The following is a 23,898-nucleotide window of genomic DNA, read 5'->3' as shown; positions in this document are numbered from 1 at the left end:
GAGGGGGGACGGGGGGTCGGGGACGGTTGCGGTGGGGTTGTTTTCATACTTTGTTTCTTCTCTTTTTTTTTTTTCTTTTTTGTTGTTTGGTGTTTTCCCCCCCCCCCCCCCCCCCCCCCCCCCACCTCCTGGTACGGCTCGGCTCAGACGGCGAGCGCCTGGGCCCGGCGCTTCACCTCCGTGCCGCGATTCTCGCTCAGGGCCTGCGCCGGGGTGCCCGGCAGGGTCGGGTCGGGGGTGAAGAGCCACTCGATCATCTCTTCCACCGTGAAGCCGTCGTCCCGCAGGAGCGTCAGGGTCCCGGACAGGCCCTTGACGACCTTGTCCCCGTCGATGAAGGCGGCGGGGACGTGCAGTGCGCGGTTCTCTCCACGTCGTACGGCGATGAGCTGGCCCTCCTTGACCAGCTGCCGCACCCGGGTCACCTCGACGCCGAGCATCTCGGCGATGTCGGGCAGGGTGAGCCAGGCGGGGACGAGAGCATCGATCTTTGCGTCAATCTCGGTCACGAGGACAAGGGTAGGCGCTGCGCGGCGGGCGCCGCGATCGGTCGCCGTCCGGGTGCGCCGCCGTCGTGGCCCCGCGCGCCGCAGCTCAGCCGGCCGTGGCGTCCTTCAGCGGCTTCGCCGGGTCGGCCAGGGCGACCGGGTCCATGCGCCGGCCCGCCTCGATCAGCCGGCGGCCCTGGGCCAGGTCCCGCGGCCGGCCCACGGCCAGCAGCGCCACCAGGCGGTCCCCGCTCAGCCAGCAGGCGGTCCAGGCGGGCCCGGCCGCATCGCCCCGCCACACCAGGCGGTCGGCCGTCGCGTGGTGGCCGGCGTACTGCACGAAGCGGCCGAACTGCTCGGACCAGAAGTACGGCACCGGGTCGTAGGCCTGCGGTGCCTCGCCCAGGATGTTCGCGGCGACCGCGCGCGGGCCCTGGAGCGCGTTGTCCCAGTGGTGGACGAGCAGCCGGGTGCCGTAGCGGGCCGAGGGGAAGGAGGCGCAGTCGCCGACGGCGTACACGTCCGGCACGGAGGTGCGCAGATGGTCGTCGGTGCGGACCTCGCCGTGCGCGCCCAGCTCGACACCGGAGCCGGCCAGCCAGCCGGTGGCCGGGCGGGCGCCGATGCCGACGACGACCGCGCCCGCGGGCAGCCGGGTGCCGTCGTCGAGCACCACCGCGCCGGGCTCGACGCGCGCCACGCGCGCGTGGGTGCGCAGTTCGGCGCCCGCGTCGGCGTACCAGGCGGCCATGGGGGCGGCGACCTCGGCGGGCAGCGCACCGGCCAGCGGCCGGTCGGCGGCCTCCACGACGGTCACCGCGCAGCCGGCCTCCCGGGCGGCCGTCGCGAACTCCGCGCCGATCCAGCCGGCGCCGACGACCACGATGTCGTGCTGCCGGGCGAGCACCGGCCGCAGCCGTTCGGCGTCGTCCAGGGTGCGCAGCAGATGCACCCCGGGCACGCCCTCGGTGCCGGGCAGGGTGACCGGTTCGGCCCCGGTGGCCAGCACGAGGACGTCGTACGGCACCGGGCCGGCCTCGGTGTCCAGCTCGTGCGCGTCCGGGCGCAGGCCGAGCACCTCGCAGCCGAGCCGCAGCCGGACGCCGAGCGACTCGAAGTCCACGTCGAAGGCGGAGTCCTCGGCCTTGCCGAGCAGCACGGCCTTGGACAGCGGGGGCCGGTCGTAGGGCTGGTGGGGTTCGGCGCCGATGACGGTCACCTCGCCGCGGAACCCCTGCTCGCGCAGGGCGACCGCGGTCTGCACCCCGGCCATGCCCGCGCCGACGACGACCACCCGCCGGGCCTGCCCGACGCCCTCGTGCGCTGTCTGCTCGCTCACCCGATCACCACTCACCCGCTCACCATAGACAAGTGACGGATTGTCAGTCAGGGGGCCGGCTCGGTGATCTCTTCCACAACGCTGCTCCCGGAGCCCGGCGCGGACTCCCACTCCCAGGTCTCCTCCAGGCGCAGCCGCCCGTCGGGCAGTTCGACGACCGTGGAGACGCAGTGCCCGGAGGCGGTCGTCCCGTCGGTCCTCAGCTGCACGTACCGGAAGTCCAGCCGGTCGCCCTCGCGGGTGCCGACCAGATGGCCGCGGACCACGTCCCCGCCCGCGTACTCGGCCCAGATCTCGCCGTCCTTCTCGTGGTAGGCGAAGCGGGTACGGGTACCCACCTGACCTGCGGCTTGATCGGCCACGGGGGCGAGCGTCAGTCCATCCAGCGAGCGGGGCACGGCCAGGGGCTCCTTACGGGTGCTGAGCGGGGCGGGCTAGGGTGGCCACCGTACAAGCACTCGCGGGAGCCCGGACGCACCGGGCTGAGAGGGAGGCTGGCGGCCTCCGACCGTACGAACCTGATCCGGGTCATTCCGGCGAAGGGAGGGGCTGGACGCCCATGTCGTCACGTACGTCCGACGTCCTCGTCATCGGGGGCGGAATCATCGGCCTGGTCACGGCCTGGCGCGCGGCGCAGCGCGGGCTCGCCACGGCCGTGGTGGACCCCGAGCCCGGTGGCGGGGCCGCGCAGGTCGCGGCCGGGATGCTGGCCGCGGTCACGGAACTGCACTACGGCGAGGAGACGCTGCTCGCCCTCAACCTGGAGTCCGCGCGCCGCTACCCCGGCTTCGCCGCCGAGCTGACCGAGCTGACCGGCCAGGACCTCGGCTACCGCCGCTGCGGCACACTCGCCGTCGCCCTGGACGCCGACGACCGCGCCCACCTGCGCGAACTGCACCTGCTCCAGCAGCGCTCGGGGCTGGAGTCGCAGTGGCTGTCGGGCCGGGAGTGCCGCCGTCTGGAGCCGATGCTGGCGCCCGGCGTGCGCGGCGGGCTGCGCGTCGACGGCGACCACCAGATCGATCCGCGGCGGCTGGCCGCGGCGCTGGTGACCGCGTGCGAGCGGACCGGTGTCGTCTTCCACCGCGCCTGGGCCGAGCGGCTGGACGTGGTACGGGACCGGGCCGCCGGGGTCACCACGACGGACGGCACCGAACTGCGCGCCGAGCAGGTGGTGCTCGCGGCGGGCAGCCTGAGCGGGCGGCTCGCGGGGGTGCCGGAGGCGCTGCTGCCGCCGGTGCGGCCGGTCAAGGGGCAGGTGCTGCGGCTGACCGTGCCGCAGCGGTACGCGCCGTTCCTGAGCCGGACCGTGCGGGCCGTGGTCCGCGGCAGCCAGGTGTATCTGGTGCCGCGGGAGAACGGCGAACTGGTCGTCGGCGCGACCAGCGAGGAGCTGGGCTGGGACACCACGGTCACCGCGGGCGGGGTGTACGAGCTGCTGCGCGACGCCCATGAGCTGGTGCCCGGGATCACCGAGCTGCCGCTCACCGAGACCCGCGCGGGACTGCGCCCCGGCTCCCCGGACAACGCGCCGCTGCTCGGCCCGTCCGGTCTCGCCGGGCTGCTGCTGGCCACCGGGCACTACCGCAACGGTGTCCTGCTCACCCCGGTCACCGGGGACCTGATGGGGCAGCTGCTGGCCGGTGGTGAACTGCCTCAGGAGGCCCGCCCGTTCACCCCGCAGCGCTTCGGCGCCGTCCGCATGGAGCAGCCCGCATGATCATCTCCGTCAACGGGGAGCCGCAGGAGATCGTTCCCGGTACGGCTCTCGACACCGTCGTGAAGATGCTGACCCCGGCGCCCTCCGGAGTGGCCGCCGCCCTCAACGAGACCGTCGTCCCGCGCAGCCGGTGGGCGGACACAGCGCTCGCCGAGGGTGACCGGGTCGAGGTTCTCACCGCCGTCCAGGGAGGCTGAGCCATGGCCGACGATCCACTGGTCCTCGGGGACATGACCCTCTCCTCCCGCCTGATCATGGGTACCGGCGGGGCCCCCAGCCTGGAGGCGCTGGAGCGGGCGCTGATCGCCTCCGGCACGGAGCTGACCACGGTCGCGATGCGCCGGGTGGACCCCTCGGTGCACGGCTCGGTGCTGTCGGTGCTGGAGAAGCTCGGGATCCGGGTGCTGCCGAACACGGCGGGCTGCTTCACCGCCGGGGAGGCCGTGCTGACCGCCCGGCTGGCCCGGGAGGCGCTGGGTACGGACCTGGTCAAGCTGGAGGTCATCGCCGACGAGCGGACGCTGCTGCCGGATCCGGTGGAGTTGCTGGAGGCGGCGGAGACGCTGGTGGACGACGGGTTCACGGTGCTGCCGTACACCAATGACGATCCTGTGCTCGCGCGGAAGCTGGAGGATGTGGGCTGTGCCGCGGTCATGCCGCTGGGGTCGCCGATCGGGTCCGGGCTCGGCATCCGCAATCCGCACAACTTCCAGCTGATCGTGGAGCAGGCGCGGGTGCCGGTGATCCTGGACGCGGGGGCGGGTACGGCGTCCGACGTGGCGTTGGCCATGGAGCTGGGGTGTGCGGGGGTGATGCTGGCGTCGGCGGTGACGCGGGCGCAGGAGCCGGAGCTGATGGCTGCCGCCATGAAGCAGGGGGTGGAGGCGGGGAGGTTGGCTCGGCTGGCCGGGCGGATTCCGCGCAGGCACTTCGCGGAGGCGTCGTCTCCTACGGCGGGAATGGCCCACCTCGACCCCGAGCGGCCGGCGTTCTGACCGGGTTCTCCCACCCGCGCACCACCCGTTACTGCCAACTGGAGGGTTGGACTCTCCTGTGGGGCGGGCTCGCCGTCGGCGGGTGCGGGTGGGTGGGTGGGTGGGGGAAGACTGCCGGCTGGGAGGCGGGGCTTTGCCGGGGGGCGGGGCTTTGCCGGGGGGCGGGGCTTTGCCGGGGGGCGGGTGCGGGTGGGTGGGAGAAGTCTGCCGACGGGAGGGCGGGGCTTTCCTCTGGGGCGGGTTCGGCGTCGGCGGGTGCGGGTGGGCGGGGCTTTCCTGAGGCGGGCTCGGCGTCGGCGGGTGCGGGTGGGCGGGGCTTTCTTGAGGCGGGCTCGGCGTCGGCGGGTGCGGGTGGGCGGGGCTTTCTTGAGGCGGGCTCGGCGTCGGCGGGTGTGGGTGGGCGGGGCTTTCCTGAGGCGGGCTCGGCGTTGGCGGGTGTGGGTGGGTGTTACAGGTCGGGTTCGGTCCGGGGTGGGCGGGGTGGGGGGGTCTGGGGGCCTCGTAGACTCGCGTGCGTGGATACGACCCTTCAGGACCCCCTCGTCGGGCAGGTGCTCGACGGCCGGTATCGCGTCGACGCACGGATCGCGGCCGGCGGGATGGCCACCGTCTACCGGGCCCTGGACACCCGCCTGGACCGGGTCCTCGCGCTGAAGGTGATGCACCCGACGCTCGCGGCCGACGGGTCCTTCGTGGAGCGGTTCATCCGGGAGGCGAAGTCCGTCGCCCGGCTGGACCACCCGAACGTGGTGCAGGTCTTCGACCAGGGCACCGACGGGTCGTATGTGTATCTGGCGATGGAGTACATCGCCGGCTGCACCCTGCGTGACGTGCTGCGCGAGCGCGGCGCCGTACGCCCCCGGGCCGCGCTGGACATCCTCGAACCGATGCTCGCCGCGCTCGGCGCCGCCCACCGGGCCGGTTTCGTGCACCGGGACATGAAGCCCGAGAACGTGCTGATAGGGGACGACGGCCGGGTCAAGGTCGCCGACTTCGGACTCGTGCGGTCGGTGGACACGGTGACCAGCACGACGGGTTCCGTGCTCGGCACCGTCTCGTATCTCGCGCCCGAGCAGATCGAGCAGGGCACCGCGGACCCCCGCGTCGACGTGTACGCGTGCGGGGTCATGTTCTACGAGATGCTGACGGGCACCAAGCCGCACTCCGGGGACTCCCCCGCGCAGGTGCTCTACCAGCACATCCACGAGGACGTGCCGCCGCCGTCGGCGCTCGTGCCGGGGCTGCCGTACGCGCTGGACGAGCTGGTCGCCGTGGCGACCGCGCGCGTCCCCGACGACCGGCCGGCGGACGCCGTGGCGCTGCTCGCCCGGGTGCGTCAGGCGCGGCAGGGACTGAGCGACGAGCAGCTGGACGCGGTGCCGCCGCAGGCGCGGTCCGCGGAGCACGACAACGCCGAGGACCGGACGAGCGTGATCCCGCGCTCGCTCACGGTGCCCCGGCCGCTGCCGGTGAACGAGGACGCGGAAGAGGCGCCCGTCGAGCGGACGACCCGGTTCAGCGGGCCGCCCGTGCCGCCCGGTCCCACCGCCCCGCCGCGGCGCTCCCGGCGCCTGATGGTCACCGTCGTCGCCGCGGTGCTGCTGGTGTTCGGCGTGGGCGCCGGGGTCTGGTACATCAACTCCGGCCAGTTCACCAAGGTCCCGCCGCTGCTGGCGAAGACCGAGGCGCAGGCGCGGGACCGGCTCCAGGCGGCCGGGCTGCGCGTCGGGCAGGTCAGGAAGGCGTACAGCGACACGGTCCAGCGGGGCACGGTCATCGGCACCGACCCGGCGCCGGGCGCCCGCGTCCGGGACCACGACCGGGTGACGCTGACGGTGTCCCTCGGTCCGGAGACGGTCAACGTGCCGGATGTGACGGGCCGGCCGCTGGCCAGGGCGCGGGCCATGCTGAAGGCGGACGGGCTGGAACCGGGCATGGTCACCCAGCAGTTCAGCGAGGACGTCGCCAAGGGCTCGGTCGTCTCCACGGCCCCCGGGCCGGGCACCAAGCGGCACGCGGGCTCGGCGATCGCGCTGACCGTGAGCAAGGGCAGCCCGATCGACGTGCCGGACGTCACCGGTGAGGACCTGGACAGCGCCCGGCAGGATCTGACGGACGCCGGTCTGAAGGTGAAGATCGCCCCCGAGCAGGTCAACTCGGAGTACGACAAGGGCAAGGTGGCCCGGCAGAGCCCGGGCGACGGCAGCCGGGCCGCCGAGGGCGACACGGTGACGCTGACGCTGTCCAAGGGCCCGGAGATGGTCGAGGTCCCGGACGTGGTGGGCGACAGCGTGGACGACGCGAAGAAGGCGCTCCAGGACGCCGGCTTCCAGGTGGAGGAGGACCGCGGGCTCCTCGGGATCTTCGGCGACACCGTGCAGAAGCAGTCGGTGACCGGCGGCGACAAGGCGCCCAAGGGATCGACCGTCACGATCACCATCCGGTGACGGGGGTCACCGGCGGCCGCGGTCCGGACGGCGGGGCGGGCATGACACCCTGAACGGGTGAGTCCCGACCTGTCCTCCTCCCTGCCCCGCAACCCCGTCGGCGGTCATGTGCCCGTGGCCGGCGGCCTGCACTCGGTGGGGCTGTCGTACGCCCGCGAGCTGGGGGCGGAGACCGTGCAGGTCTTCGTCGCCAATCCGCGCGGCTGGGCGACGCCCGCCGGGAACCCCCGGCAGGACGAGGCGTTCCGCGCGGCGTGCGCCGAGGAGTCGGTCCCGGCGTATGTGCACGCCCCCTATCTGATCAACTTCGGCTCGCACACCGAGGCGACCGTGGAGCGCTCGGTGGAGTCGCTGCGGCACTCGTTGCGGCGCGGCCGGGAGATCGGTGCGCTGGGTGTGGTGGTGCACACGGGGAGCGCGACCGGCGGGCGGGAGCGGGAGGTCGCGCTGAAGCAGGTGCGCGCGCATCTGCTGCCGCTGCTGGACGAGCTGACCCACGACGACGACCCGTTCCTGCTGCTGGAGTCGACCGCGGGCCAGGGCTCCTCGCTGTGCTCGCGCACCTGGGACTTCGGGCCGTACTTCGAGGCACTGGACGCCCATCCGAAGCTGGGCGTCTGCCTGGACACCTGCCATGTCTTCGCCGCGGGACACGACCTGACCGGGCCGGACGGGATGCACCGGACGCTGGACCTGCTGGTGGACACGGTGGGCGAGGGCCGGCTGAAGCTGATCCACGCCAACGACTCCAAGGACGTGGTCGGCGCGCACAAAGACCGGCACGCCAACATCGGCGCCGGTCACATCGGCGAGGACCCGTTCCGGGCGCTGATGACCCATCCCGCGACGGCGGGCGTGCCGCTGATCATCGAGACGCCCGGCGGCAAGGAGGGGCACGCGGCGGACGTGGAGCGCCTGAAGAAGCTCAGGGACGGCTGAGCCGCCGGGCGGCCGGGCTCACAGCTCCGGCCCCTCCCCCGGTTCCTCCTGGTAGGAGTAGCGCTGTTCCTTCCAGGGGTCGCCGATGTTGTGGTAGCCGCGTTCCTCCCAGAAGCCACGCCGGTCGGCGGTCATGTACTCCACGCCGCGGACCCATTTGGGGCCCTTCCAGGCGTACAGGTGGGGCACGATCAGCCGGACCGGGAAGCCGTGCTCGGCGGTGAGCAGCTCGCCGTCCTTGTGGGTGGCGAAGATCGTGCGGTCGGAGAGGAAGTCGGCCAGGCGCAGGTTGGAGCTGAAGCCGTACTCGGCCCAGACCATCACATGGGTGACGTCGGGGGCCGGCGGTGCGAGGTCCACGACGGCCTGGGCGGGGATCCCGCCCCACTCCGCGCCGAGCATGCTGAACTTGGTCACGCAGTGCAGATCGGCCACCACGGTGGTGTACGGCAGAGCCGTGAACTCCTCGTGGGTCCAGGTGCGCTTGTCGCCGTCGGCGGTGGCGCCGAACACCCGGAACTCCCAGCGCTCGGGCCGGAACTTCGGCACCGGACCGTAGTGCGTGACCGGCCAGCCGCGCTGGAGCCGCTGACCCGGCGGAAGCTCGGACCCTGCCGTCGCTCCAGACTCTCGCTCCACCGGATGCCCCATGTATCCATCCTGACAGACCTTGGGCGATGCCCTTGACCACCACCACCGGAACCGGACAACTGCCATCAACTCAGCATGTACTTACTAAGTACGCACTTACTGGACGATCTTCCTCGCCGGTGCAATCATGCCGCCGCACACCCTCCCCGTTACCCCGTGTGGAAGGAGCCGCTGCGATGCAGGGCGACCCCGAGGTCATCGAGTTCCTCAACGAGCAGCTCACCGGCGAGCTGACCGCGATCAACCAGTACTTCCTGCACGCGAAGATGCAGGAGAACTTCGGCTGGACGAAGCTCGCCAAGTACACGCGGCACGAGTCGTTCGACGAGATGAAGCACGCCGAGGTGCTCACCGACCGGATCCTGTTCCTGGAGGGGCTGCCCAACTACCAGCGGCTGTTCCATGTGCGGGTGGGGCAGACGGTCCGGGAGATGTTCGAGGCCGACCGGCAGATCGAGGTGGAGGCGATCGACCGGTTGCGGCGCGGGATCAAGGTGATGCGCGAGAAGGGCGACATCACGTCCGCGAACATCTTCGAGGACATCCTCGCCGACGAGGAGCACCACATCGACTACCTCGACACCCAGCTGGAGCTGGTGGACAAGCTCGGCGAGGCGCTGTACATCGCCCAGCTGATCGAGCAGCCGGAGAGCTAGGCCGGAGCGGCGACTAGGCCGGAGCGGCGGCTAAGCCGCCTCGGGCAGCTCGGTGAGCACCGGCCGGCCCTGGTCGGCCAGCTCCCGGCGGGGGCAGGCGCCACGGCCGAGGATGGCCTGGATCCGGCGGACGCACGAGCCGCAGTCGGTGCCCGCCTTGCAGGCCGAGGCGATCTGGCGCGGGGTGCAGGCGCCGTCCTCCGCGTGCTGCATGACCTGGGCTTCGGTGATGCCGAAGCAGCTACAGACGTACACGCGGTTCACCTCCCGACGGGATCGCTGTATGGACTGCCATCCCGTTTTTCGGTGAGGCAAACCTAACCTTACCCATCCCCCTGGGTCCGCAAAAGGGGAAGGGGCACGGATCCGGTGTGATCCGCGCCCCTTCGGATGCTCACTGGTCCCGGTACATCTCCGCGACCAGGAACGCCAGGTCCAGCGACTGGCTGCGGTTGAGCCGCGGGTCGCAGGCCGTCTCGTAGCGCTGGTGCAGGTCGTCGACGAAGATCTCGTCGCCGCCGCCCACGCACTCGGTGACGTCGTCGCCGGTCAGCTCCACATGGATGCCGCCCGGGTGGGTGCCGAGCGCCTTGTGGACCTCGAAGAAGCCCTTGACCTCGTCCAGCACGTCGTCGAAGCGGCGGGTCTTGTGCCCGGAGGCCGCCTCGAAGGTGTTGCCGTGCATCGGGTCGGTCACCCAGGCCACCGTCGCACCGGACGCCGTGACCTTCTCGACCAGCTCGGGGAGCCGGTCGCGGATCTTGTCGGCGCCCATCCGGACGATGAAGGTCAGCCGGCCCGGCTCCCGCTCGGGGTCGAGGCGGTCGATGTACTGGAGCGCCTCCTCGGCCGTGGTGGACGGGCCGAGCTTGATGCCGATCGGGTTGCTGATCCGGGACGCGAACTCGATGTGCGCGTGGTCCATCTGCCGGGTGCGCTCGCCGATCCACACCATGTGCGCGGAGACGTCGTACAGCTTGCCGGTGCGGGAGTCGACCCGGGTCAGGGCGGACTCGTAGTCGAGCAGCAGCGCCTCGTGCGAGGAGAAGAACTCGACGGTCTTGAACTCCTCCGGGTCGGTGCCGCAGGCCCGCATGAAGTTCAGCGCGTTGTCGATCTCGCGCGCGAGCTGCTCGTAGCGCTGGCCCGACGGCGAGGTCTTCACGAAGTCCTGGTTCCAGGCGTGCACCTGGCGCAGGTCGGCGTAACCGCCGGTGGTGAAGGCGCGCACCAGGTTCAGCGTGGACGCCGAGGCGTGGTACATGCGCTTCAGCCGCTCCGGGTCCGGGATGCGGCTGGCCTCGGTGAAGTCGAAGCCGTTGACGGAGTCGCCCCGGTACACCGGGAGCGTCACGCCGTCGCGGGTCTCGGTCGGCTTGGAGCGCGGCTTGGAGTACTGGCCCGCGATCCGGCCGACCTTCACCACGGGCACGGAGGCCGCGTAGGTCAGGACGGCACCCATCTGGAGCAGCGTCTTGAGCTTGTTGCGGATGTGGTCGGCCGACACGGCGTCGAAGGCCTCGGCGCAGTCGCCGCCCTGGAGGAGGAACGCCTCTCCCTTGGCGACGGCCGCCATCCGGGCGCGCAGCTGGTCGCACTCGCCTGCGAAGACGAGCGGCGGAAAGCTCTCCAGTTCGCTGACGACCTTACGCAGAGCTCCCTGGTCCGGATACTCCGGCTGCTGGGCCGCGGGGAGGTGTCGCCAGGTGTTCATGTCCAGGATGGAGGCGTTTGCGTTCACGCCCCCAGCCTACGGGCTGTGTGCGCGGTGTCAGTCCCACGCCCAAACTGTGGGACGCCGGGTCCCGGGACCCGGCGTCCGGCCCCCGCGTGGTGGACACGGGCGCGGCCGTGGGCCTAGGGTTCCCGGCATGTTCGCGCTTTCGACCCGGCACCGCGCTGGCCGGAACTGGTGGTGGACCGCTTCTCCGGCGGCCCGCTGACTGCGCGTACCCACGACTTCGCGAAGGCCGCCCGAGGGGCGGCCTTCGGTGTTTTCCGGGGTCGTCCCTCTCCGTCGGCAGACCGCGCCGGAAGACCGAGAAGGATGACCCGTGAACCTCCAGGACCTGCTGTCCGACCCCCGCCCCTTCGCCCTGCTGCGCCGCCGCACCCCGGGCCACGACGAGCACACCGTGGAGGTGCTGATCGGCCCGGTCCGCACCTACGGCCGGCTCGCCGACCTGCCCGACGAGGGCCTCGCCCTGGTGCCGTTCCGGCAGATCCGCGAGCGCGGTTTCGACGTACGGGACGACGGGACGCCGCTGGCGGTGCTCAGCCCCGAGGAGACGCACACGCTGCCGCTCGCCGAGGCGCTGGACCAGCTGCCCGGCCACGAGGTCCGGGTGCGCGACGGCGGCTTCGACGTCGACGACGAGGAGTACGCCGGGATCGTCGGCCGGGTGCTGCGCGAGGAGATCGGCCGGGGCGAGGGCGCGAACTTCGTGATCCGGCGGACGTACCGGGGCGAGATCCCCGGCTTCTCCCGCGCGGACGCCCTCGCCCTGTTCCGGCGGCTGCTGGCGGGCGAGCGGGGCGCGTACTGGACGTTCGTCGTGCACACGGGCGAGCGGACGCTGGTCGGGGCCAGCCCGGAGGTGCATGTGCGGATGTCCGGCGGCACGGTCGTGATGAACCCGATCAGCGGGACCTACCGCTATCCGGCGGCCGGGCCGACGCCGGAGCACCTGCTCTCCTTCCTCGCCGACGGCAAGGAGATCGAGGAGCTGTCGATGGTCGTCGACGAGGAGCTGAAGATGATGTGCACCGTCGGCGACCGGGGCGGGGTCGTCGTCGGGCCGCGGCTGAAGGAGATGGCACACCTCGCGCACACCGAGTACGAGCTGCGCGGGAGGTCCTCGATGGATGTGCGGGAGGTGCTGCGGGAGACGATGTTCGCGGCGACCGTGACCGGGTCGCCGGTGCAGAACGCGTGCCGGGTGATCGAACGGCACGAGAACGGCGGCCGGGGTTACTACGCCGGGGCGCTGGCGCTGCTCGGCCGGGACTCCGGGGGCGCGCAGACCCTGGACTCCCCCATTCTGATCCGCACCGCCGACATCGACGCGGCGGGCGGGCTGCGGGTCGCGGTGGGCGCGACGCTGGTGCGCGGTTCGGATCCGGCGGGCGAGGTCGCCGAGACCCATGCCAAGGCGGCGGGTGTGCTCGCGGCCCTGGGGGTACGGCCGTCCCGGGCGGCCGCGGAGCGGGAGCGGCCCCGGCTGGCCGACGACCCGCGGGTGCGGGCGGCGCTCGACGGGCGCCGGGCCTCGCTGGCGCCGTTCTGGCTGCGGATGCAGGAGCAGAGCCGGGAGCTGACCGGTCACGCGCTGGTGGTGGACGGCGAGGACACCTTCACCGCGATGCTCGCCCATGTGCTGCGTTCCACCGGTCTGGAGGTGACCGTACGGCGCTACGACGAGTCGGGGCTGCGGGCGGCGGTGCTCGCGCACGAGGGTCCGGTGGTGCTCGGTCCGGGCCCGGGCGACCCCGCCGATCCGGCCGATCCGAAGATGCGCCTCCTGCGCGGTCTGGCCGCCGCGGTGATCCGGGAGCATCCGCACGGTGTGCTCGGGGTCTGTCTGGGCCATGAGCTGATCGCGGCCGAGCTGGGGCTGGACCTGGTCCGCAAGGAGGTGCCGTACCAGGGTGCGCAGACGGTGATCGACCTGTTCGGGCGGCCGGAGACGGTCGGCTTCTACAACAGTTTCGTGGCCCGCTGCGACGAGGAGGCTGCCGGCGAGCTGGCGGCGCACGGGATCGAGGTGAGCCGCGCGGAGAACGGCGAGGTGCACGCCCTGCGCGGCCCCGGTTTCGCGTCGGTCCAGTTCCATCCCGAGTCGGTGCTCACGCTGAACGGGGCGGCGGTGGTGCGGGAGCTGATCGGCCGGCTGCACGGCGCCGGCACGTCGGTGTCCTGACCGGCCGGCCGTGAGCGGTGCGGTGTCCTGGTCGGGGGCCCCGTCCGGGACACCGCACCGCGTGGTCAGCCGAAGAAGACGCCGACCTCCTCGTACAGTTCGGGCTTGACCGTCTTCAGCCGGGCGGTGGCCTCGGCGAGCGGGACGCGGACGATGTCGGTGGCGCGCAGCGCGACCATCGTGCCGAAGTCGCCGTCGTGGACGCAGTCGATGGCGTGCAGTCCGAAGCGGGTGGCGAGCCAGCGGTCGAAGGCGCTCGGGGTGCCGCCGCGCTGGACGTGCCCGAGGACCGTCGTCCGGGCCTCCTTGCCGGTGCGCCGTTCGATCTCCTTGGCCAGCCACTCGCCGACCCCGGACAGCCGGACGTGCCCGAAGGAGTCCCGCGACGTGTCCTTGAGGACCATCTCGCCGTCCCGGGGCATGGCGCCCTCGGCGACGACCACGATCGGCGCGTAGGAGGCCCGGAAGCGGGAGGTGACCCAGGCGCAGACCTGGTCGACGTCGAAGCGGTGCTCGGGGATGAGGATCGCGTTGGCGCCGCCGGCCAGGCCCGCGTGCAGGGCGATCCAGCCGGTGTGCCGGCCCATCACCTCCACCACGAGGACCCGCATATGGGACTCGGCGGTGGTGTGCAGCCGGTCGATGGCCTCGGTGGCGATGGAGACGGCGGTGTCGAAGCCGAAGGTGTAGTCGGTGGCCGACAGGTCGTTGTCTATCGTCTTGGGCACCCCGACGCAGGGCACCCCGTACTCCCCGGACAGCCGCGCGGCCACGCCGAGGGTGTCCTCGCCGCCGATCGCGACGAGGGCCTGGACGTCCTGCTTGGCCAGGTTGTCCTTGATGCGGCGGACGCCGTTCTCGGCGGTGAGCGGGTTGGTCCGCGAGGAGCCGAGGATGGTGCCGCCGCGGGGCAGGATGCCGCGGACCGCCGGGATGTCCAGGCGGACGGCGTCGTTCTCCAGGGGGCCGCGCCAGCCGTCCCGGAAGCCGACGAATTCATAGCCGTAGTTCTGTACGCCCTTGCGCACGATGGCCCGGATGACGGCGTTGAGTCCGGGGCAGTCGCCGCCTCCGGTGAGTACTCCGACCCGCATGGACATGTCCCTTCGCCGCGGTGGTGTGACGCACTGTCACGCTAATGGTGAGTTGCGTCACATCGGGAGAGGCGGGAAGGGTGTTTCCGGCGCGTGCCGGTGACCGCGCCGGGGCGAACACGCCCTATGCGTCGTCGAGTCCGCGCTCTATCGCGTACCGCACCAGCTCGACGCGGTTGTGCAGCTGGAGCTTGCCGAGGGTGTTCTGCACATGGTTCTGCACGGTGCGGTGGGAGATGACGAGGCGTTCGGCGATCTGCTTGTAGCTCAGGCCCTTGGCGACCAGCCGCAGCACCTCGGTCTCCCGGTCCGTCAGCCGGGGCGCGCCGGGCTCCTCGGTGTCCGGGGCGGGGGCGGGTTCGGCGGCCAGGCGGCGGTACTCGCCGAGGACCAGTCCCGCGAGGCCGGGGGTGAACACCGGGTCGCCCACGGCGGTACGGCGCACCGCGTCGAGGAGTTCCTCGGTGGACGCCGACTTCACCAGGTAGCCGGTCGCGCCGGACTTCACCGCCTCCAGCACGTCCGCGTGCTCACCGCTGGCCGACAGCACGAGGACGCGCAACGCCGGGTTGTGGGCGACGAGTTCCTTGCACACCTGGACGCCCGGCTTGGCGGGCAGGTTGAGGTCCAGCACCAGGACGTCGGGGGCGGCGGCCTTGGCGCGGCGGACCGCCTGCTCACCGTCGCCGGCGGTGGCGACCACCGCGAAGCCGGCCTCGCCGAGGTCCCGGGCGACCGCGTCCCGCCACATGGGGTGGTCGTCCACCACCATGACCCTGATCGGGCCCTGTTCCTGCTGCTCGCTCATCGACGCCCCGCCTTCGTGCTCTTCGGTACCTTCAGTTCGACCTCCGTGCCCTGCCCGGGGACGGAGATCAGCTCGGCGCCGCCGCCGAGGTCGCGCAGCCGCCCGCGGATCGACTGGGCCACCCCGAGCCGGCCCTCGCCCTCCGCCTGGGCGAGCCGGCCCTCGGGGATGCCGGGGCCGTCGTCCCGGACGGTGACGACGATCTCGTCCGGCCAGTCCTCGACCAGGATCCAGGCCCGGGCGTCCGGGCCCGCGTGCCGGCGCACGTTGTCCAGCGCGGCCCCCACCGCTGCGGCCAGCTCCCGGGCCGCGGCGGCGGCCAGCTCGACCGGCGCGCCGGGTTCGGCCAGGCTGACCCGGGCGCCCGCGTGCGGGGCGAGCAGGGTCCGCAGGTCGACCGGGCCGTCGTGGCCGTCGTCCGCGGGCTCGTCCACGAGCCGTACGACGGCCCCGGCCAGGGCGTCCTCCGACACCCGGGACACCGGCAGCAGGCCGCCGGAGACCAGGGTGCGCAGGGCCACCTCCTGCTCCCCGGCGAGCCGCCCCAGCTCGGCCGCCTCGCCGCCCAGGGCGGCGCCCCGGCGCTTCACCATGGCGAGCACCTGGAGCACGCTGTCGTGGATGTCGCGGGCCAGCCGCTCGCGTTCCCGGGTCGCCGCCTCGATCTCCAGGGCGCGGGCGAGGGTGCGTTCGGAGGCGCGGGCGACCTCGACGACGTAGCCGATGGCGATGGAGGCGACCCAGACCAGGACCACGTTGTGCACGGTGTCCCGGGCGGGGCTGCCGCGCTCGACCAGGTTGACGGCGGCGACGGCGGTGGAGGCGACGGCCGCCCAGCGCCAGCCGCCCTTGACGGCGAAGGCCAGCACCGAGCCGGCGGTCCATATCGACGGCAGGGTGGGGCCGCCGCCCGCGATCCGCTCGTGGTTGTCGGCGAGCGGGGTGAGCAGGATGCCGGTGAGCGCGACGGTCAGATCGGCGGCCAGGAAGCCCTTGGTGCAGTTCGCCGCGTTCCGGACCCGGGGCAGGGTGGCGAGGGTCCACACCACCAGGACGGCGTAGTAGCCGACGGCGACCCAGGGGCGGACGAAGTGGGAGTACGCGGTGGCGCACAGGCCGATGGCGTAGAGCATGGTGAGCACGCGGTAGCCGGCGAGCGCGCGCCACAGCGGCAGCTCGACCGACATCCTCATGACCCGCTCGCGCTTCGCCACGCCCCCGTGCCCCCGTCGCCCCCCGTCGCCCGTGCTAGGCCTCGGTCTTCTTCTCCGCTTCCTTGGCCGCCTTCGCCGCCTCCGCGATCTGCCGTTTGGCGGCGGTCGCGTAGATGTCGACGTACTCCTGGCCGGAGAGCTTCATGATCTCGTACATGACCTCGTCGGTCACCGCGCGCAGCACGAACCGGTCGTGCTCCATGCCCTGGTAGCGGCTGAAGTCCAGCGGCTTGCCGATCCGGATGCCGGGCCGCATCAGCTTCGGTACGACCTTGCCGGGCGGCTGGATCTTCTCCGTGTCGATCATCGCGACGGGGATGACCGGGGCGCCGGTGGCGAGGGCCACGCGCGCGAGGCCGCCGGGCTTGCCCCGGTAGAGCCGGCCGTCGGGCGACCGGGTGCCCTCCGGGTAGATGCCGAACAGCTCGCCGCGGCGCAGCACCTCTATGCCGCTCTTGATCGCGGCCTCGCCGGCGCCGCGCGCCCCGGAGCGGTCCACCGGCAGCTGGCCGACGCCCTTGAAGAAGGCGGCGGTCAGGCGGCCCTTCACTCCGGGGGTGGTGAAGTACTCGGCCTTGGCGATGAAGGTGACCTTGCGGTCCAGCACGGCCGGCAGGAAGAACGAGTCCGAGAAGGACAGGTGGTTGCTGGCCAGGATGGCGGGGCCTTCGGCCGGAATGTTCTCCAGGCCCTCCACCCAGGGCCGGAAGGCGACCTTCAGCGGCCCTCCGATGGCGACCTTCATCGTGCCGTACAACACCCGTGCTCCTCCTGGTTTCGTCGAACAGACCTTAACCCGGAGAACCGGCGAAGGAGCCGACGACCCTGGTCGGTGTCAGTGCGGTCGCGTACGGTGAACCACATCCGCGAGTTCTTCACGTCTCCGCCGGCCGCCGACGGGGGCCTTGCCCAGGAACAGGAGAGTCGAAAGGTGCCGGTTCTCCCCGGAGCCGAGCCGTACCGCCACGCGGGCGGGGAGGTGGGTGTCCTCCTCTGTCACGGCTTCACCGGCTCGCCGCAGTCGCTGCGCCCCTGGGCGGAGCACCACGCGGCCCACGGCCTCACCGTGTCCCTGCCGCTGCTGCCCGGGCACGGCACCCGCTGGGAGGACATGCAGCTCACCGGCTGGCAGGACTGGTACGCGGAGGTGGACCGCGAGCTGCGGGTGCTCGCCCGGCGCTGCTCGCAGGTGTTCGTCGCGGGCCTGTCCATGGGCGGTGCCCTCGCGCTGCGGCTGGCCGCGCGGCACGGCGGGCGGGTCTCGGGCGTCGTCGTCGTCAACCCGGCGAACAAGGTGCACGGGCTGTCGGCGTACGCCCTTCCGGTGGCCCGGCACCTGGTGCGGACCACCCGGGGAATCGCCAGCGACATCGCGAAGGAGGGCGCGGCCGAGCTCGGCTACGACCGGGTGCCGCTGCACGCCGCGCACTCGCTGCGGGTGTTCCTGCGCCGGCTGGACGGCGAGCTGCCCCAGGTCACCCAGCCGTTGCTGCTGCTGCGCAGCGCCCGGGACCATGTCGTGCCGGCGGCCGACTCGGCCCGGGTGCTGAGCCGGGTGTCGTCCACGGACGTATCGCAGGTCGTGCTGGAACACAGCTACCACGTGGCGACGTTGGACGAGGACGCGGACCGGATCTTCGAGGAGAGCCTCGGCTTCATCGGCCGGCTCGCACCCAGTGTCGGCAAGGAAGGGACGGCCGCAGTTGGCTGAGCACGACTCCGACCGCGGGGACCGCGATCGGGAGGGCCCCGAGCCGGAGGAGCAGGGGGTGCCGTTCGACGAGGACGCCGCCTGGCTGGCCATCGTCGCCGGGTACGGCGAGGAGCCGCCGGATCCGCCGGGTTCCCGGCCCTTCCGGCGGGTGGAGGATCTCGCGCTGCCGGAACCCGAGGAGCCGGAGGAGGAGGGCGAGACCGCGCCGGCGCAGCGTCCGGTACGGCCGCTGGGCAGCTCGGTGTCCTTCGCGCCCGGGGTCGGTCCGCGCGACTACACCGTGGCCGAGCCCTCCGAGGACGACTTCGACGAGGACGACGAGGGTCACTTCGTACCGCCCGAGCCGCCTCCGCTGCCGACCGCCGACACCGCCGCCAAGTTCGCCTGGCTGGGCGTCGTCGGCGGCCCGGTCCTGCTGCTGCTCGCGGTGCTGCTCGGCTGGGACATGACCTGGTGGCTGGCGACCCTGAGCATCGGCGGCTTCCTCGGGGGCTTCGCGACGCTGGTCGCCCGGATGCGTACGGACGACGACGATGACGGCGACCCCGGCCGGGGGGCCGTGGTCTAGCGCGCGTCAGCCGGCCGGGATTCTGAGGGCGGCCAGGACCGGGAGGTGGTCCGTGGCCGCCCTCAGGTCTGCCCGGCTGACGCCCGGCTGGTCCAGGGGCACCCCGCAGCCGAGCACCTCGACGCCCTTGGTGGCGAAGACCGCGTCGATACGGCGGTGCGGCTCGCTGTGGGTCCAGGTGTCCTCGCCGCCCCAGGGGGCGACGGCCCGGCAGTCCTGGAGCGGCCCGGCAAGCCTGCGGAAGGCGCGGCCGCCGGGGCCCTCGTTGAGGTCTCCCCCGGCGACGGCGTGCTCGGTGCCGAGGGCGGCGAGCCGGTCGAGGAGCATGCCGCTCTGCTCGTACCGCTCGCTGCCGTCCAGGCTGAGATGGCAGCTGATCACGCCGAGGCGGGCGCCGCCGAAGCGGACCACCGCGGTGGCGAAGCCACGCCGGTGGAGGCCGGGGGTGAGCGGCAGGAGGGTGTCCTCGGTGCGTTCGACGGTGGCCCGCAGACTGCACAGGATCGCCGGTCCGGCGGCCGTCGCACCGCCGGTGAGGATCACCTGGCCGGAGGCCGCGGCCAGCCGGGCGAGCTTCTTGCGCCAGCGGAAGAAGCGGGGGGCTTCCTGGACGAGGACCAGGTCGGGGTCGCAGGCGGTGATCACCCGGGCGAGGGCGGCGGTGTCGTCGCGCATCGAGCGGATGTTGTAGCTGAGGACGCGGATGACGGCCGAACCGTCGGGCTCTGTCGTGGAGTTGGGGAGCGGCGCGATGACCATGCGGTCAATTTACGCCGCACGGGAGTGGGGGCGCCTCATAGCTCGGGGCGCGGGGTTTCGTGCGCGACTGCCGCGTTGTCGTGGCTGGTCGCGCCCACGCGGCGGAGCCGCATGTTGATACAGCCCCGCGCCCCTTGGTGCAGCACAGCCCCTGGTGCGGCACAGGCTTCTTTACATGATCGGGTCGGGCTCCCGGGCCAGGTCGGCCGCGCCCACCAGGCCCGCCTTGTTGCCCAGCTGGGCGGCGATCACATCGGCCACCGGGCGCCAGTTGCCGCCGACCAGCCAGCGCTTGTACGACTTGCGGATCGGGTCGAGGACCAGTTCGCCCTCGTCGGAGAGGCCGCCGCCGACGATGAACGCGGACGGGTCGAAGAGCGAGGCCAGGTCGGCGAGGCCCGCGCCGGCCCAGCGCGCCAGCTCGCGGTAGGAGTCCACGGCGACCGGGTCGCCCTGGCGGGCGGCCATGGAGATGTGCTTGCCCTCGATGCCGTCCGGGGTGCCGTCGCCGAGGGACAGCAGCACCTCGGCGTTCTCCGGGGTGGCGTTGGCGCGCTGCTTGGCGTAGCGGACCAGGGCGCGGCCGGAGGCGTACTGCTCCCAGCAGCCCTGGGAGCCGCAGCCGCAGAGCAGGCCGTCCGGGACCATCCGGATGTGGCCGAACTCGGCGGCCACGCCGAAGTGGCCGCGGCGCAGCTTGTTGCCGATGATGATGCCGCCGCCGAGACCGGTGCCGAGGGTGATGCAGATGACGTTGCGGTGGCCCTTGCCGGCGCCGAACTTGTACTCGCCCCACGCGGCGGCGTTGGCGTCGTTCTCGACCACGACCGGGAGGCCCACGCGGGCCTCGACCTTCTCCTTCAGCGGCTCCTGGCGCCAGTCGATGTTCGGCGCGAAGTACACCGTGGAGCGCTGCCGGTTCACATAACCGGCCGCACCGATACCCACGCCGACGATCTCGTGTCCGGCGCGCGCACCCTCCACCGCCGAGGCAATGGCGTCCACGATGCCCTCGGGCGTGGTGGGGGTCGGCACCTTGAAGGTCGAGAGGATGTTGCCTTCCTCGTCGACCACGCCGGCCGCGATCTTGGTGCCGCCGATGTCGACGCCGATGGTGAGTCCCATGAATCCCTCAGTTTCGGTCGAGCCCCGCTACGGCCAACCGTACCCGAGGCCCTGCCCCGCGAGGGCGTCAGTCCAGGTCGATGCGTTCCCCCGGGCCGCCGTCCTCCCCCTTGTCGCGCCGGTCCCGCCAGTCCTCGGCGAGGTCGTCGGCGGTCCGGGCGGTCCAGCGCCGCTCCTGGGCCTCGACGGCGGAGCGGTAGGCGGCCAGCAGTTCGCTACCGGCCGCGGCGAGGTGGTCGAAGACGTCCGGGTTGCGCTCTATGACGGGTTCCACGGCGGCCTTCGCCTGCTGGACGACCTGGCGCACCACCTGTTCGGCGGCGGGCCCGGCGAGTGCTCCGAGGAGCGGTGAGCGCAGGCCGGAGAGCTTGTCGGCCACCGTCTCCACGAGCTTCTTCAGTTCCTCGGCGGCCGAGCCCGGCGGGGGGCCGGAGTCGGCGCGGCGGCGGGCCTTCTCGGCGGCGAGGTCCTCGGCGCAGGCCGTGGCCCAGGCGTCGGCGTCGGTCGCCCGGGCCGGCTCCTCGTGCGGATCGGGTGCGGGGCGCTCTTCGCTCATGGCGGACTCCTGACTGCGGTTCGCCTTTACGACGTTACCCGAACGGGCGTGCCCGGTTCAGCGGCCGGCGGCGGGCCACAGGGCGGGGTCGGGGGCGAAGCGTATGCGCAGCTCGCCGTCGCGGAGCGCGGCTCCGGCGACGGTGCAGCGGCGCAGGGCGGAGGGCAGCGGGACGATCCGGCGGAACGGGCCGACGGTGAGGACGAGTTCGTCGCCGCGCCGGATGAGGTCCAGCTCGTCCCGTATCGCGCCGGGCAGCGGGATGTGCCAGACCAGTACGCCGTCCTCGCGGATGGCGTCGGTGACGGGCCACTCGACCGGGGTGGTCGCGGGGTTGACGGCGGGGACGGCGAGGGCGGTGAGGTCGTCGGCGCCCTGGGGGTCGCGGCCGAGGTGGGCGACGGTGTGCGGGGCGTGGTCGGGGCGCCACTCGGCGAGCGCCTTGCGCTGCTGGGCGAGGAGTCCGGCGCACCAGGTGTCGGGGGCGGTGTCCGGCAGGGTGCGGTTGGCGATCAGGGCCTCGGTGGGCAGGGCGCGCAGGGCGAGGCCGAGCCGGGCGGTGCGGACGGCGTCGGTGCCGGCCGGTCCGGGTTCGGCGACCAGTCGTACGGCGGTGCCGGGGTCGGCGAGCACGGATTCCACGGCGGCCAGCTCGACGTCCCAGCGGGCGGCCGTCTCGTACAGCCAGTCGGCGGGCATGGGGACGCCGGCGAGCCGGCCGAGGACCGGGCGCAGGGCGCGGGCCGCCTGCCGCTCGGGCGGGAGCAGCCGGCGCAGATAGCGGCGCAGTTCCCCGGGCAGGCCGAGCAGGGCGAGGGCCTGGGGCAGGGACGGGAGGTCCACGACGAGGAGGTCGTGGCGCTCGGAGAGGGCCGCGTCCCTGAGGGCCCGCAGGAAGGACAGTTCCTCGGCGCCGGGCAGCGGGGTGACCTCCTCGGCGTCCAGGCGGGCGGCGCCGAGCAGGTCGAGGACGCTCGCCGCGCGGTCCTGGAAGGCGGTGAGGTCCTCGCGGAAGCGGGTGGTGGCGTCCGGGCGCCAGACGGTGAGGTGGGGGGCGGCCTCGGTGGGGGCCGGTCCGGTCGGGTGGCCCAGTGCGGCGCCGGGGGTGTCGGTGCGGTCGGCGCTCAGCAGCAGCGTCCGGATGCCGTCGCGGGCGGCGTCGAGCGCGGTGGCGGCGGCGATGGTGGTACGACCGCTGCCGCCCGGGCCCGTGATCAGGATGGTGCGCATGAGGGTGAACCGTAACGGACGGGGTGCCGGACCGGCGCCCGGCGCGGTGGCACCTAGCCGTCGGACTCCACGCGCTGCTTCAGGCCCGCCAGCGCCCGGTCGATGATGACCTTCTCCGCCTTGCGCTTGATCATGCCGAGCATGGGGATCTTGACGTCGACGGTGAGGCGGTAGGTCACCTCGGTGGCCCCCGCGCCCGCCGGCTTCAGTAGGTAGGAGCCGTCCAGGGAGCGCAGCATCTGGGACTTCACCAGGGTCCAGGAGACCTCGTGGTCGCCGGTCCAGGTGTAGGCGAGGGTCTGGTCGTCCTTGATGGCGCCCGCGTCCATGACGAGGCGGACCTGCTCGGCGCGGCCCTGGCCGTCGGTGGCGAGGACCTGTGCCTCCTTCACCTCACCGGTCCAGTCCGGGTAGCGCGCGAAGTCGGCGATCACCGCCATGACGTCGGCCGGAGCCGCCTCGATCGTGATGCTCGAACTGGTGTGTTCCGCCATCGCCGTGGCTCCTCCAGATACCGGACCGAAGAGAGTCTTTCGTGCGCCGGGCTGCGCACGTGTGTGCAGCGTGAAGGCTACCGCGCCGCCGGCCCGCCCCCTTCACCCGCATGTCCGGCCGGTCACCAGGCGAGTGCGAAGGGCCGTCCGGTCCCGGCGAAGTGCCCCACGTTCACGCACTCGGTCGCGCCGATCCGCATCCGGGGGGCGAGCGGCTGGTGGACGTGTCCGAAGAGGGAGTACCGGGGTCTGGTCCGGCGGATGGCGTCCAGCAGTGCACGGCTGCCCCGCTCGAAGCGGCGCGCGACCGTGTCGTAGACCAGCTCGGGCACCTCCGGCGGGATGTGCGTGCACAGCACGTCGACCTCGCCGACCGCCTCGATCTTCGCGGCGTACTCCTCGTCGCTGATCTCGAACGGGGTGCGCATCGGTGTGCGCAGTCCGCCGCCGACGAAGCCGAAGGTCCAGCCGCCGATCTCCACCCGCTGCCCGTCGAGGACGGTGGTCCCGGGGCGCGCGTACTCCGGCCACAGATGCGGCATGTCGACGTTGCCGTAGGTGGCGTAGGTCGGGGTGGGGAACGCGGCGAACAGCTCGGCGTACTGCTTGCGCACCGCCTGTTCGATGGCGGTGGCGCGGTCCGCGGCGATGCCCGCCCACAGCCGGGCGCCGAAGGCGCGGGCCTCCTCGAAGCGGCGGGCGGTGCGCAGCTCCACGAGCCGGTCGGCGTTCTCGGTGCCGAACAGGTCGGGGAAGATCCCGCGCGAGTGGTCGGCGTAGTCGAGGAAGAGGACGAGGTCGCCGAGGCAGATCAGGGCGTCGGCCCCCTCACCGGCTCTGGCCAGGTCCCGGGCGTTGCCGTGTACGTCGCTGACCACGTGGACGCGGGTACCGCGCTGGGCGGAGGGTGTGGAGGCCATGACGATCAAGGGTAGGCGGAGCGGTGCAGTTGTGAACAGTCTCGGTGCCGCCTGCGGTTACTCGCCGGTTGCTTCGGCCGTGGACTACTGTGCGCGAAGGAACGCCGCACATGTGTGACGCAGCGAACATCTCGCAGGGACCCCCTGTCGTAGAAGCCATACCGGCGGGTAACGTCCGGGCAGTCCAGTCGTGCTCTGAATTTCAATCACCGGATTTCGAGCACTAGCCCGAGCCTTGGACCGCACCGTCGCATCGCACAA

Annotated in this window: 25 protein-coding genes and 1 riboswitch; of the genes, 9 read left to right on the top strand and 16 right to left on the bottom strand. The window is 72.6% G+C overall.

Going from position 1 to position 23,898, the window contains the following annotated elements; all coding sequences use genetic code 11:
- Positions 1–143: 143 nt before the first annotated feature.
- The 3 genes from ACZ5CZ_RS28165 to ACZ5CZ_RS28155 form a co-directional block, all read right to left on the bottom strand.
- Positions 144–509 (bottom strand): Rv2175c family DNA-binding protein, encoded by a 366-nt coding sequence (locus ACZ5CZ_RS28165; RefSeq protein WP_030641990.1) that lies wholly within the window; start codon positions 507–509, stop codon positions 144–146.
- 85 nt (positions 510–594) lie between these two features.
- Positions 595–1,827: an NAD(P)/FAD-dependent oxidoreductase gene (locus tag ACZ5CZ_RS28160; RefSeq protein WP_385843980.1), complete on the bottom strand. Its 1,233-nt coding sequence runs from the start codon at positions 1,825–1,827 to the stop codon at positions 595–597.
- Positions 1,828–1,874: 47 nt separating this feature from the next.
- Entirely contained in the window at positions 1,875–2,225 is a 351-nt protein-coding gene (locus ACZ5CZ_RS28155; protein ID WP_385843981.1) for an avidin-fold protein, read from the bottom strand.
- 52 nt (positions 2,226–2,277) lie between these two features.
- A riboswitch (TPP riboswitch) is annotated at positions 2,278–2,389 on the top strand.
- Here ACZ5CZ_RS28155 and thiO point away from each other — a divergent pair.
- The 5 genes from thiO (at position 2,387) to ACZ5CZ_RS28130 (ending at position 7,928) form a co-directional block, all read left to right on the top strand.
- Positions 2,387–3,547 carry a glycine oxidase ThiO gene (gene thiO, locus ACZ5CZ_RS28150; protein WP_385843983.1) on the top strand — a complete coding sequence of 387 codons (1,161 nt, stop codon included), beginning with the start codon at positions 2,387–2,389 and terminating at the stop codon, positions 3,545–3,547. It overlaps the preceding riboswitch by 3 nt.
- A complete protein-coding gene (thiS, locus tag ACZ5CZ_RS28145) occupies positions 3,544–3,744 on the top strand; it encodes a sulfur carrier protein ThiS (RefSeq protein ID WP_385843984.1) in 201 nt (66 codons plus the stop codon). The genes thiO and thiS overlap by 4 nt, the downstream gene beginning before the upstream one ends.
- A 3-nt stretch (positions 3,745–3,747) precedes the next feature.
- Positions 3,748–4,542 carry a thiazole synthase gene (locus ACZ5CZ_RS28140; RefSeq protein ID WP_468947065.1) on the top strand — a complete coding sequence of 265 codons (795 nt, stop codon included), beginning with the start codon at positions 3,748–3,750 and terminating at the stop codon, positions 4,540–4,542.
- Between the two features lie 515 nt (positions 4,543–5,057).
- Positions 5,058–6,989, top strand: coding sequence for a Stk1 family PASTA domain-containing Ser/Thr kinase (pknB, locus tag ACZ5CZ_RS28135; protein WP_468947063.1), 1,932 nt, complete (start codon positions 5,058–5,060; stop codon positions 6,987–6,989).
- Positions 6,990–7,046: 57 nt separating this feature from the next.
- Positions 7,047–7,928, top strand: coding sequence for a deoxyribonuclease IV (locus tag ACZ5CZ_RS28130; protein ID WP_385843989.1), 882 nt, complete (start codon positions 7,047–7,049; stop codon positions 7,926–7,928).
- 18 nt (positions 7,929–7,946) lie between these two features.
- On the opposite strand, the gene ACZ5CZ_RS28125 is transcribed toward ACZ5CZ_RS28130, so the two are convergent.
- The gene (locus tag ACZ5CZ_RS28125; RefSeq protein WP_468947061.1) at positions 7,947–8,579 is read right to left on the bottom strand and encodes a sulfite oxidase-like oxidoreductase; all 633 of its coding nucleotides are present in this window, start codon (positions 8,577–8,579) and stop codon (positions 7,947–7,949) included.
- Between the two features lie 176 nt (positions 8,580–8,755).
- On the opposite strand from ACZ5CZ_RS28125, the gene bfr reads away from it, so the two are divergent.
- Positions 8,756–9,235: a bacterioferritin gene (gene bfr / locus ACZ5CZ_RS28120; RefSeq protein ID WP_385843992.1), complete on the top strand. Its 480-nt coding sequence runs from the start codon at positions 8,756–8,758 to the stop codon at positions 9,233–9,235.
- A gap of 30 nt (positions 9,236–9,265) precedes the next feature.
- On the opposite strand, the gene ACZ5CZ_RS28115 is transcribed toward bfr, so the two are convergent.
- Both ACZ5CZ_RS28115 and ACZ5CZ_RS28110 read right to left on the bottom strand, forming a co-directional pair.
- Positions 9,266–9,490, bottom strand: coding sequence for a (2Fe-2S)-binding protein (locus tag ACZ5CZ_RS28115; protein ID WP_385843993.1), 225 nt, complete (start codon positions 9,488–9,490; stop codon positions 9,266–9,268).
- Positions 9,491–9,629: 139 nt separating this feature from the next.
- Positions 9,630–10,949: a class II 3-deoxy-7-phosphoheptulonate synthase gene (locus ACZ5CZ_RS28110; RefSeq protein ID WP_385844108.1), complete on the bottom strand. Its 1,320-nt coding sequence runs from the start codon at positions 10,947–10,949 to the stop codon at positions 9,630–9,632.
- 340 nt (positions 10,950–11,289) lie between these two features.
- Here ACZ5CZ_RS28110 and ACZ5CZ_RS28105 point away from each other — a divergent pair, with 340 nt between their 5' ends.
- Positions 11,290–13,155, top strand: coding sequence for an anthranilate synthase family protein (locus ACZ5CZ_RS28105; RefSeq protein ID WP_468947056.1), 1,866 nt, complete (start codon positions 11,290–11,292; stop codon positions 13,153–13,155).
- A 65-nt stretch (positions 13,156–13,220) separates the two neighbouring features.
- On the opposite strand, the gene ACZ5CZ_RS28100 is transcribed toward ACZ5CZ_RS28105, so the two are convergent.
- From ACZ5CZ_RS28100 to ACZ5CZ_RS28085, 4 genes are all read right to left on the bottom strand, one after another.
- Positions 13,221–14,249: a 6-phosphofructokinase gene (locus tag ACZ5CZ_RS28100; RefSeq protein ID WP_385843996.1), complete on the bottom strand. Its 1,029-nt coding sequence runs from the start codon at positions 14,247–14,249 to the stop codon at positions 13,221–13,223.
- Positions 14,250–14,373: 124 nt separating this feature from the next.
- Positions 14,374–15,057, bottom strand: coding sequence for a response regulator (locus tag ACZ5CZ_RS28095; protein ID WP_468947053.1), 684 nt, complete (start codon positions 15,055–15,057; stop codon positions 14,374–14,376).
- Positions 15,054–16,271, bottom strand: a complete 1,218-nt coding sequence (gene macS / locus ACZ5CZ_RS28090) for a MacS family sensor histidine kinase (RefSeq protein WP_468947050.1) — start codon at positions 16,269–16,271, stop codon at positions 15,054–15,056. The genes ACZ5CZ_RS28095 and macS overlap by 4 nt, the downstream gene beginning before the upstream one ends.
- Positions 16,272–16,305: 34 nt before the next feature.
- The gene (locus tag ACZ5CZ_RS28085; protein ID WP_385844109.1) at positions 16,306–17,028 is read right to left on the bottom strand and encodes a lysophospholipid acyltransferase family protein; all 723 of its coding nucleotides are present in this window, start codon (positions 17,026–17,028) and stop codon (positions 16,306–16,308) included.
- A gap of 174 nt (positions 17,029–17,202) precedes the next feature.
- Here ACZ5CZ_RS28085 and ACZ5CZ_RS28080 point away from each other — a divergent pair, with 174 nt between their 5' ends.
- Both ACZ5CZ_RS28080 and ACZ5CZ_RS28075 read left to right on the top strand, forming a co-directional pair.
- The gene (locus ACZ5CZ_RS28080; RefSeq protein WP_468947047.1) at positions 17,203–17,982 is read left to right on the top strand and encodes an alpha/beta hydrolase; all 780 of its coding nucleotides are present in this window, start codon (positions 17,203–17,205) and stop codon (positions 17,980–17,982) included.
- The gene (locus ACZ5CZ_RS28075) at positions 17,975–18,553 is read left to right on the top strand and encodes a hypothetical protein (RefSeq protein ID WP_385844001.1); all 579 of its coding nucleotides are present in this window, start codon (positions 17,975–17,977) and stop codon (positions 18,551–18,553) included. Before ACZ5CZ_RS28080 ends, ACZ5CZ_RS28075 begins: the two co-directional genes overlap by 8 nt.
- Before the next feature lie 6 nt (positions 18,554–18,559).
- Here the strand turns inward: ACZ5CZ_RS28075 and ACZ5CZ_RS28070 are convergent, their stop codons facing one another.
- The 6 genes from ACZ5CZ_RS28070 to ACZ5CZ_RS28045 all read right to left on the bottom strand — a co-directional run bounded on the left by ACZ5CZ_RS28070 (position 18,560) and on the right by ACZ5CZ_RS28045 (position 23,637).
- Entirely contained in the window at positions 18,560–19,312 is a 753-nt protein-coding gene (locus tag ACZ5CZ_RS28070; RefSeq protein ID WP_385844002.1) for an endonuclease/exonuclease/phosphatase family protein, read from the bottom strand.
- A 171-nt stretch (positions 19,313–19,483) separates the two neighbouring features.
- Positions 19,484–20,437 carry an ROK family glucokinase gene (locus tag ACZ5CZ_RS28065; RefSeq protein ID WP_385844003.1) on the bottom strand — a complete coding sequence of 318 codons (954 nt, stop codon included), beginning with the start codon at positions 20,435–20,437 and terminating at the stop codon, positions 19,484–19,486.
- A 67-nt stretch (positions 20,438–20,504) separates the two neighbouring features.
- Positions 20,505–20,993 (bottom strand): DUF5304 domain-containing protein, encoded by a 489-nt coding sequence (locus tag ACZ5CZ_RS28060; protein WP_385844004.1) that lies wholly within the window; start codon positions 20,991–20,993, stop codon positions 20,505–20,507.
- 57 nt (positions 20,994–21,050) lie between these two features.
- Complete coding sequence (locus ACZ5CZ_RS28055) at positions 21,051–22,223, bottom strand: ArsA family ATPase (RefSeq protein WP_385844005.1); 1,173 nt, start codon at positions 22,221–22,223, stop codon at positions 21,051–21,053.
- A gap of 53 nt (positions 22,224–22,276) precedes the next feature.
- Entirely contained in the window at positions 22,277–22,717 is a 441-nt protein-coding gene (locus ACZ5CZ_RS28050; protein WP_467542684.1) for an SRPBCC family protein, read from the bottom strand.
- A gap of 122 nt (positions 22,718–22,839) precedes the next feature.
- On the bottom strand, positions 22,840–23,637 hold the full coding sequence (locus ACZ5CZ_RS28045; RefSeq protein ID WP_385844009.1) for a metallophosphoesterase family protein: 798 nt from the start codon (positions 23,635–23,637) through the stop codon (positions 22,840–22,842).
- Positions 23,638–23,898 lie beyond the last annotated feature (261 nt).

The organism is Streptomyces sp. NPDC031418 (genome assembly GCF_055581605.1).
This window is presented reverse-complemented; position numbering and strand designations above follow the sequence as displayed.

Excerpts from the sequence above, each read along its gene's own strand:
- bfr (WP_385843992.1), top strand. The coding sequence starts at position 8,756 with ATGCAGGGCGACCCCGAGGTCATCGAGTTCCTCAACGAGCAGCTCACC.
- ACZ5CZ_RS28095 (WP_468947053.1), bottom strand. The coding sequence starts at position 15,057 with ATGAGCGAGCAGCAGGAACAGGGCCCGATCAGGGTCATGGTGGTGGAC.
- thiO (WP_385843983.1), top strand. The coding sequence starts at position 2,387 with ATGTCGTCACGTACGTCCGACGTCCTCGTCATCGGGGGCGGAATCATC.
- ACZ5CZ_RS28055 (WP_385844005.1), bottom strand. The coding sequence starts at position 22,223 with ATGCGCACCATCCTGATCACGGGCCCGGGCGGCAGCGGTCGTACCACC.
- ACZ5CZ_RS28060 (WP_385844004.1), bottom strand. The coding sequence starts at position 20,993 with ATGAGCGAAGAGCGCCCCGCACCCGATCCGCACGAGGAGCCGGCCCGG.
- ACZ5CZ_RS28125 (WP_468947061.1), bottom strand. The coding sequence starts at position 8,579 with ATGGGGCATCCGGTGGAGCGAGAGTCTGGAGCGACGGCAGGGTCCGAG.
- ACZ5CZ_RS28100 (WP_385843996.1), bottom strand. The coding sequence starts at position 14,249 with ATGCGGGTCGGAGTACTCACCGGAGGCGGCGACTGCCCCGGACTCAAC.
- thiS (WP_385843984.1), top strand. The coding sequence starts at position 3,544 with ATGATCATCTCCGTCAACGGGGAGCCGCAGGAGATCGTTCCCGGTACG.
- ACZ5CZ_RS28110 (WP_385844108.1), bottom strand. The coding sequence starts at position 10,949 with ATGAACACCTGGCGACACCTCCCCGCGGCCCAGCAGCCGGAGTATCCG.
- ACZ5CZ_RS28070 (WP_385844002.1), bottom strand. The coding sequence starts at position 19,312 with ATGGTCATCGCGCCGCTCCCCAACTCCACGACAGAGCCCGACGGTTCG.
- ACZ5CZ_RS28045 (WP_385844009.1), bottom strand. The coding sequence starts at position 23,637 with ATGGCCTCCACACCCTCCGCCCAGCGCGGTACCCGCGTCCACGTGGTC.
- ACZ5CZ_RS28065 (WP_385844003.1), bottom strand. The coding sequence starts at position 20,437 with ATGGGACTCACCATCGGCGTCGACATCGGCGGCACCAAGATCGCGGCC.
- ACZ5CZ_RS28050 (WP_467542684.1), bottom strand. The coding sequence starts at position 22,717 with ATGGCGGAACACACCAGTTCGAGCATCACGATCGAGGCGGCTCCGGCC.
- ACZ5CZ_RS28140 (WP_468947065.1), top strand. The coding sequence starts at position 3,748 with ATGGCCGACGATCCACTGGTCCTCGGGGACATGACCCTCTCCTCCCGC.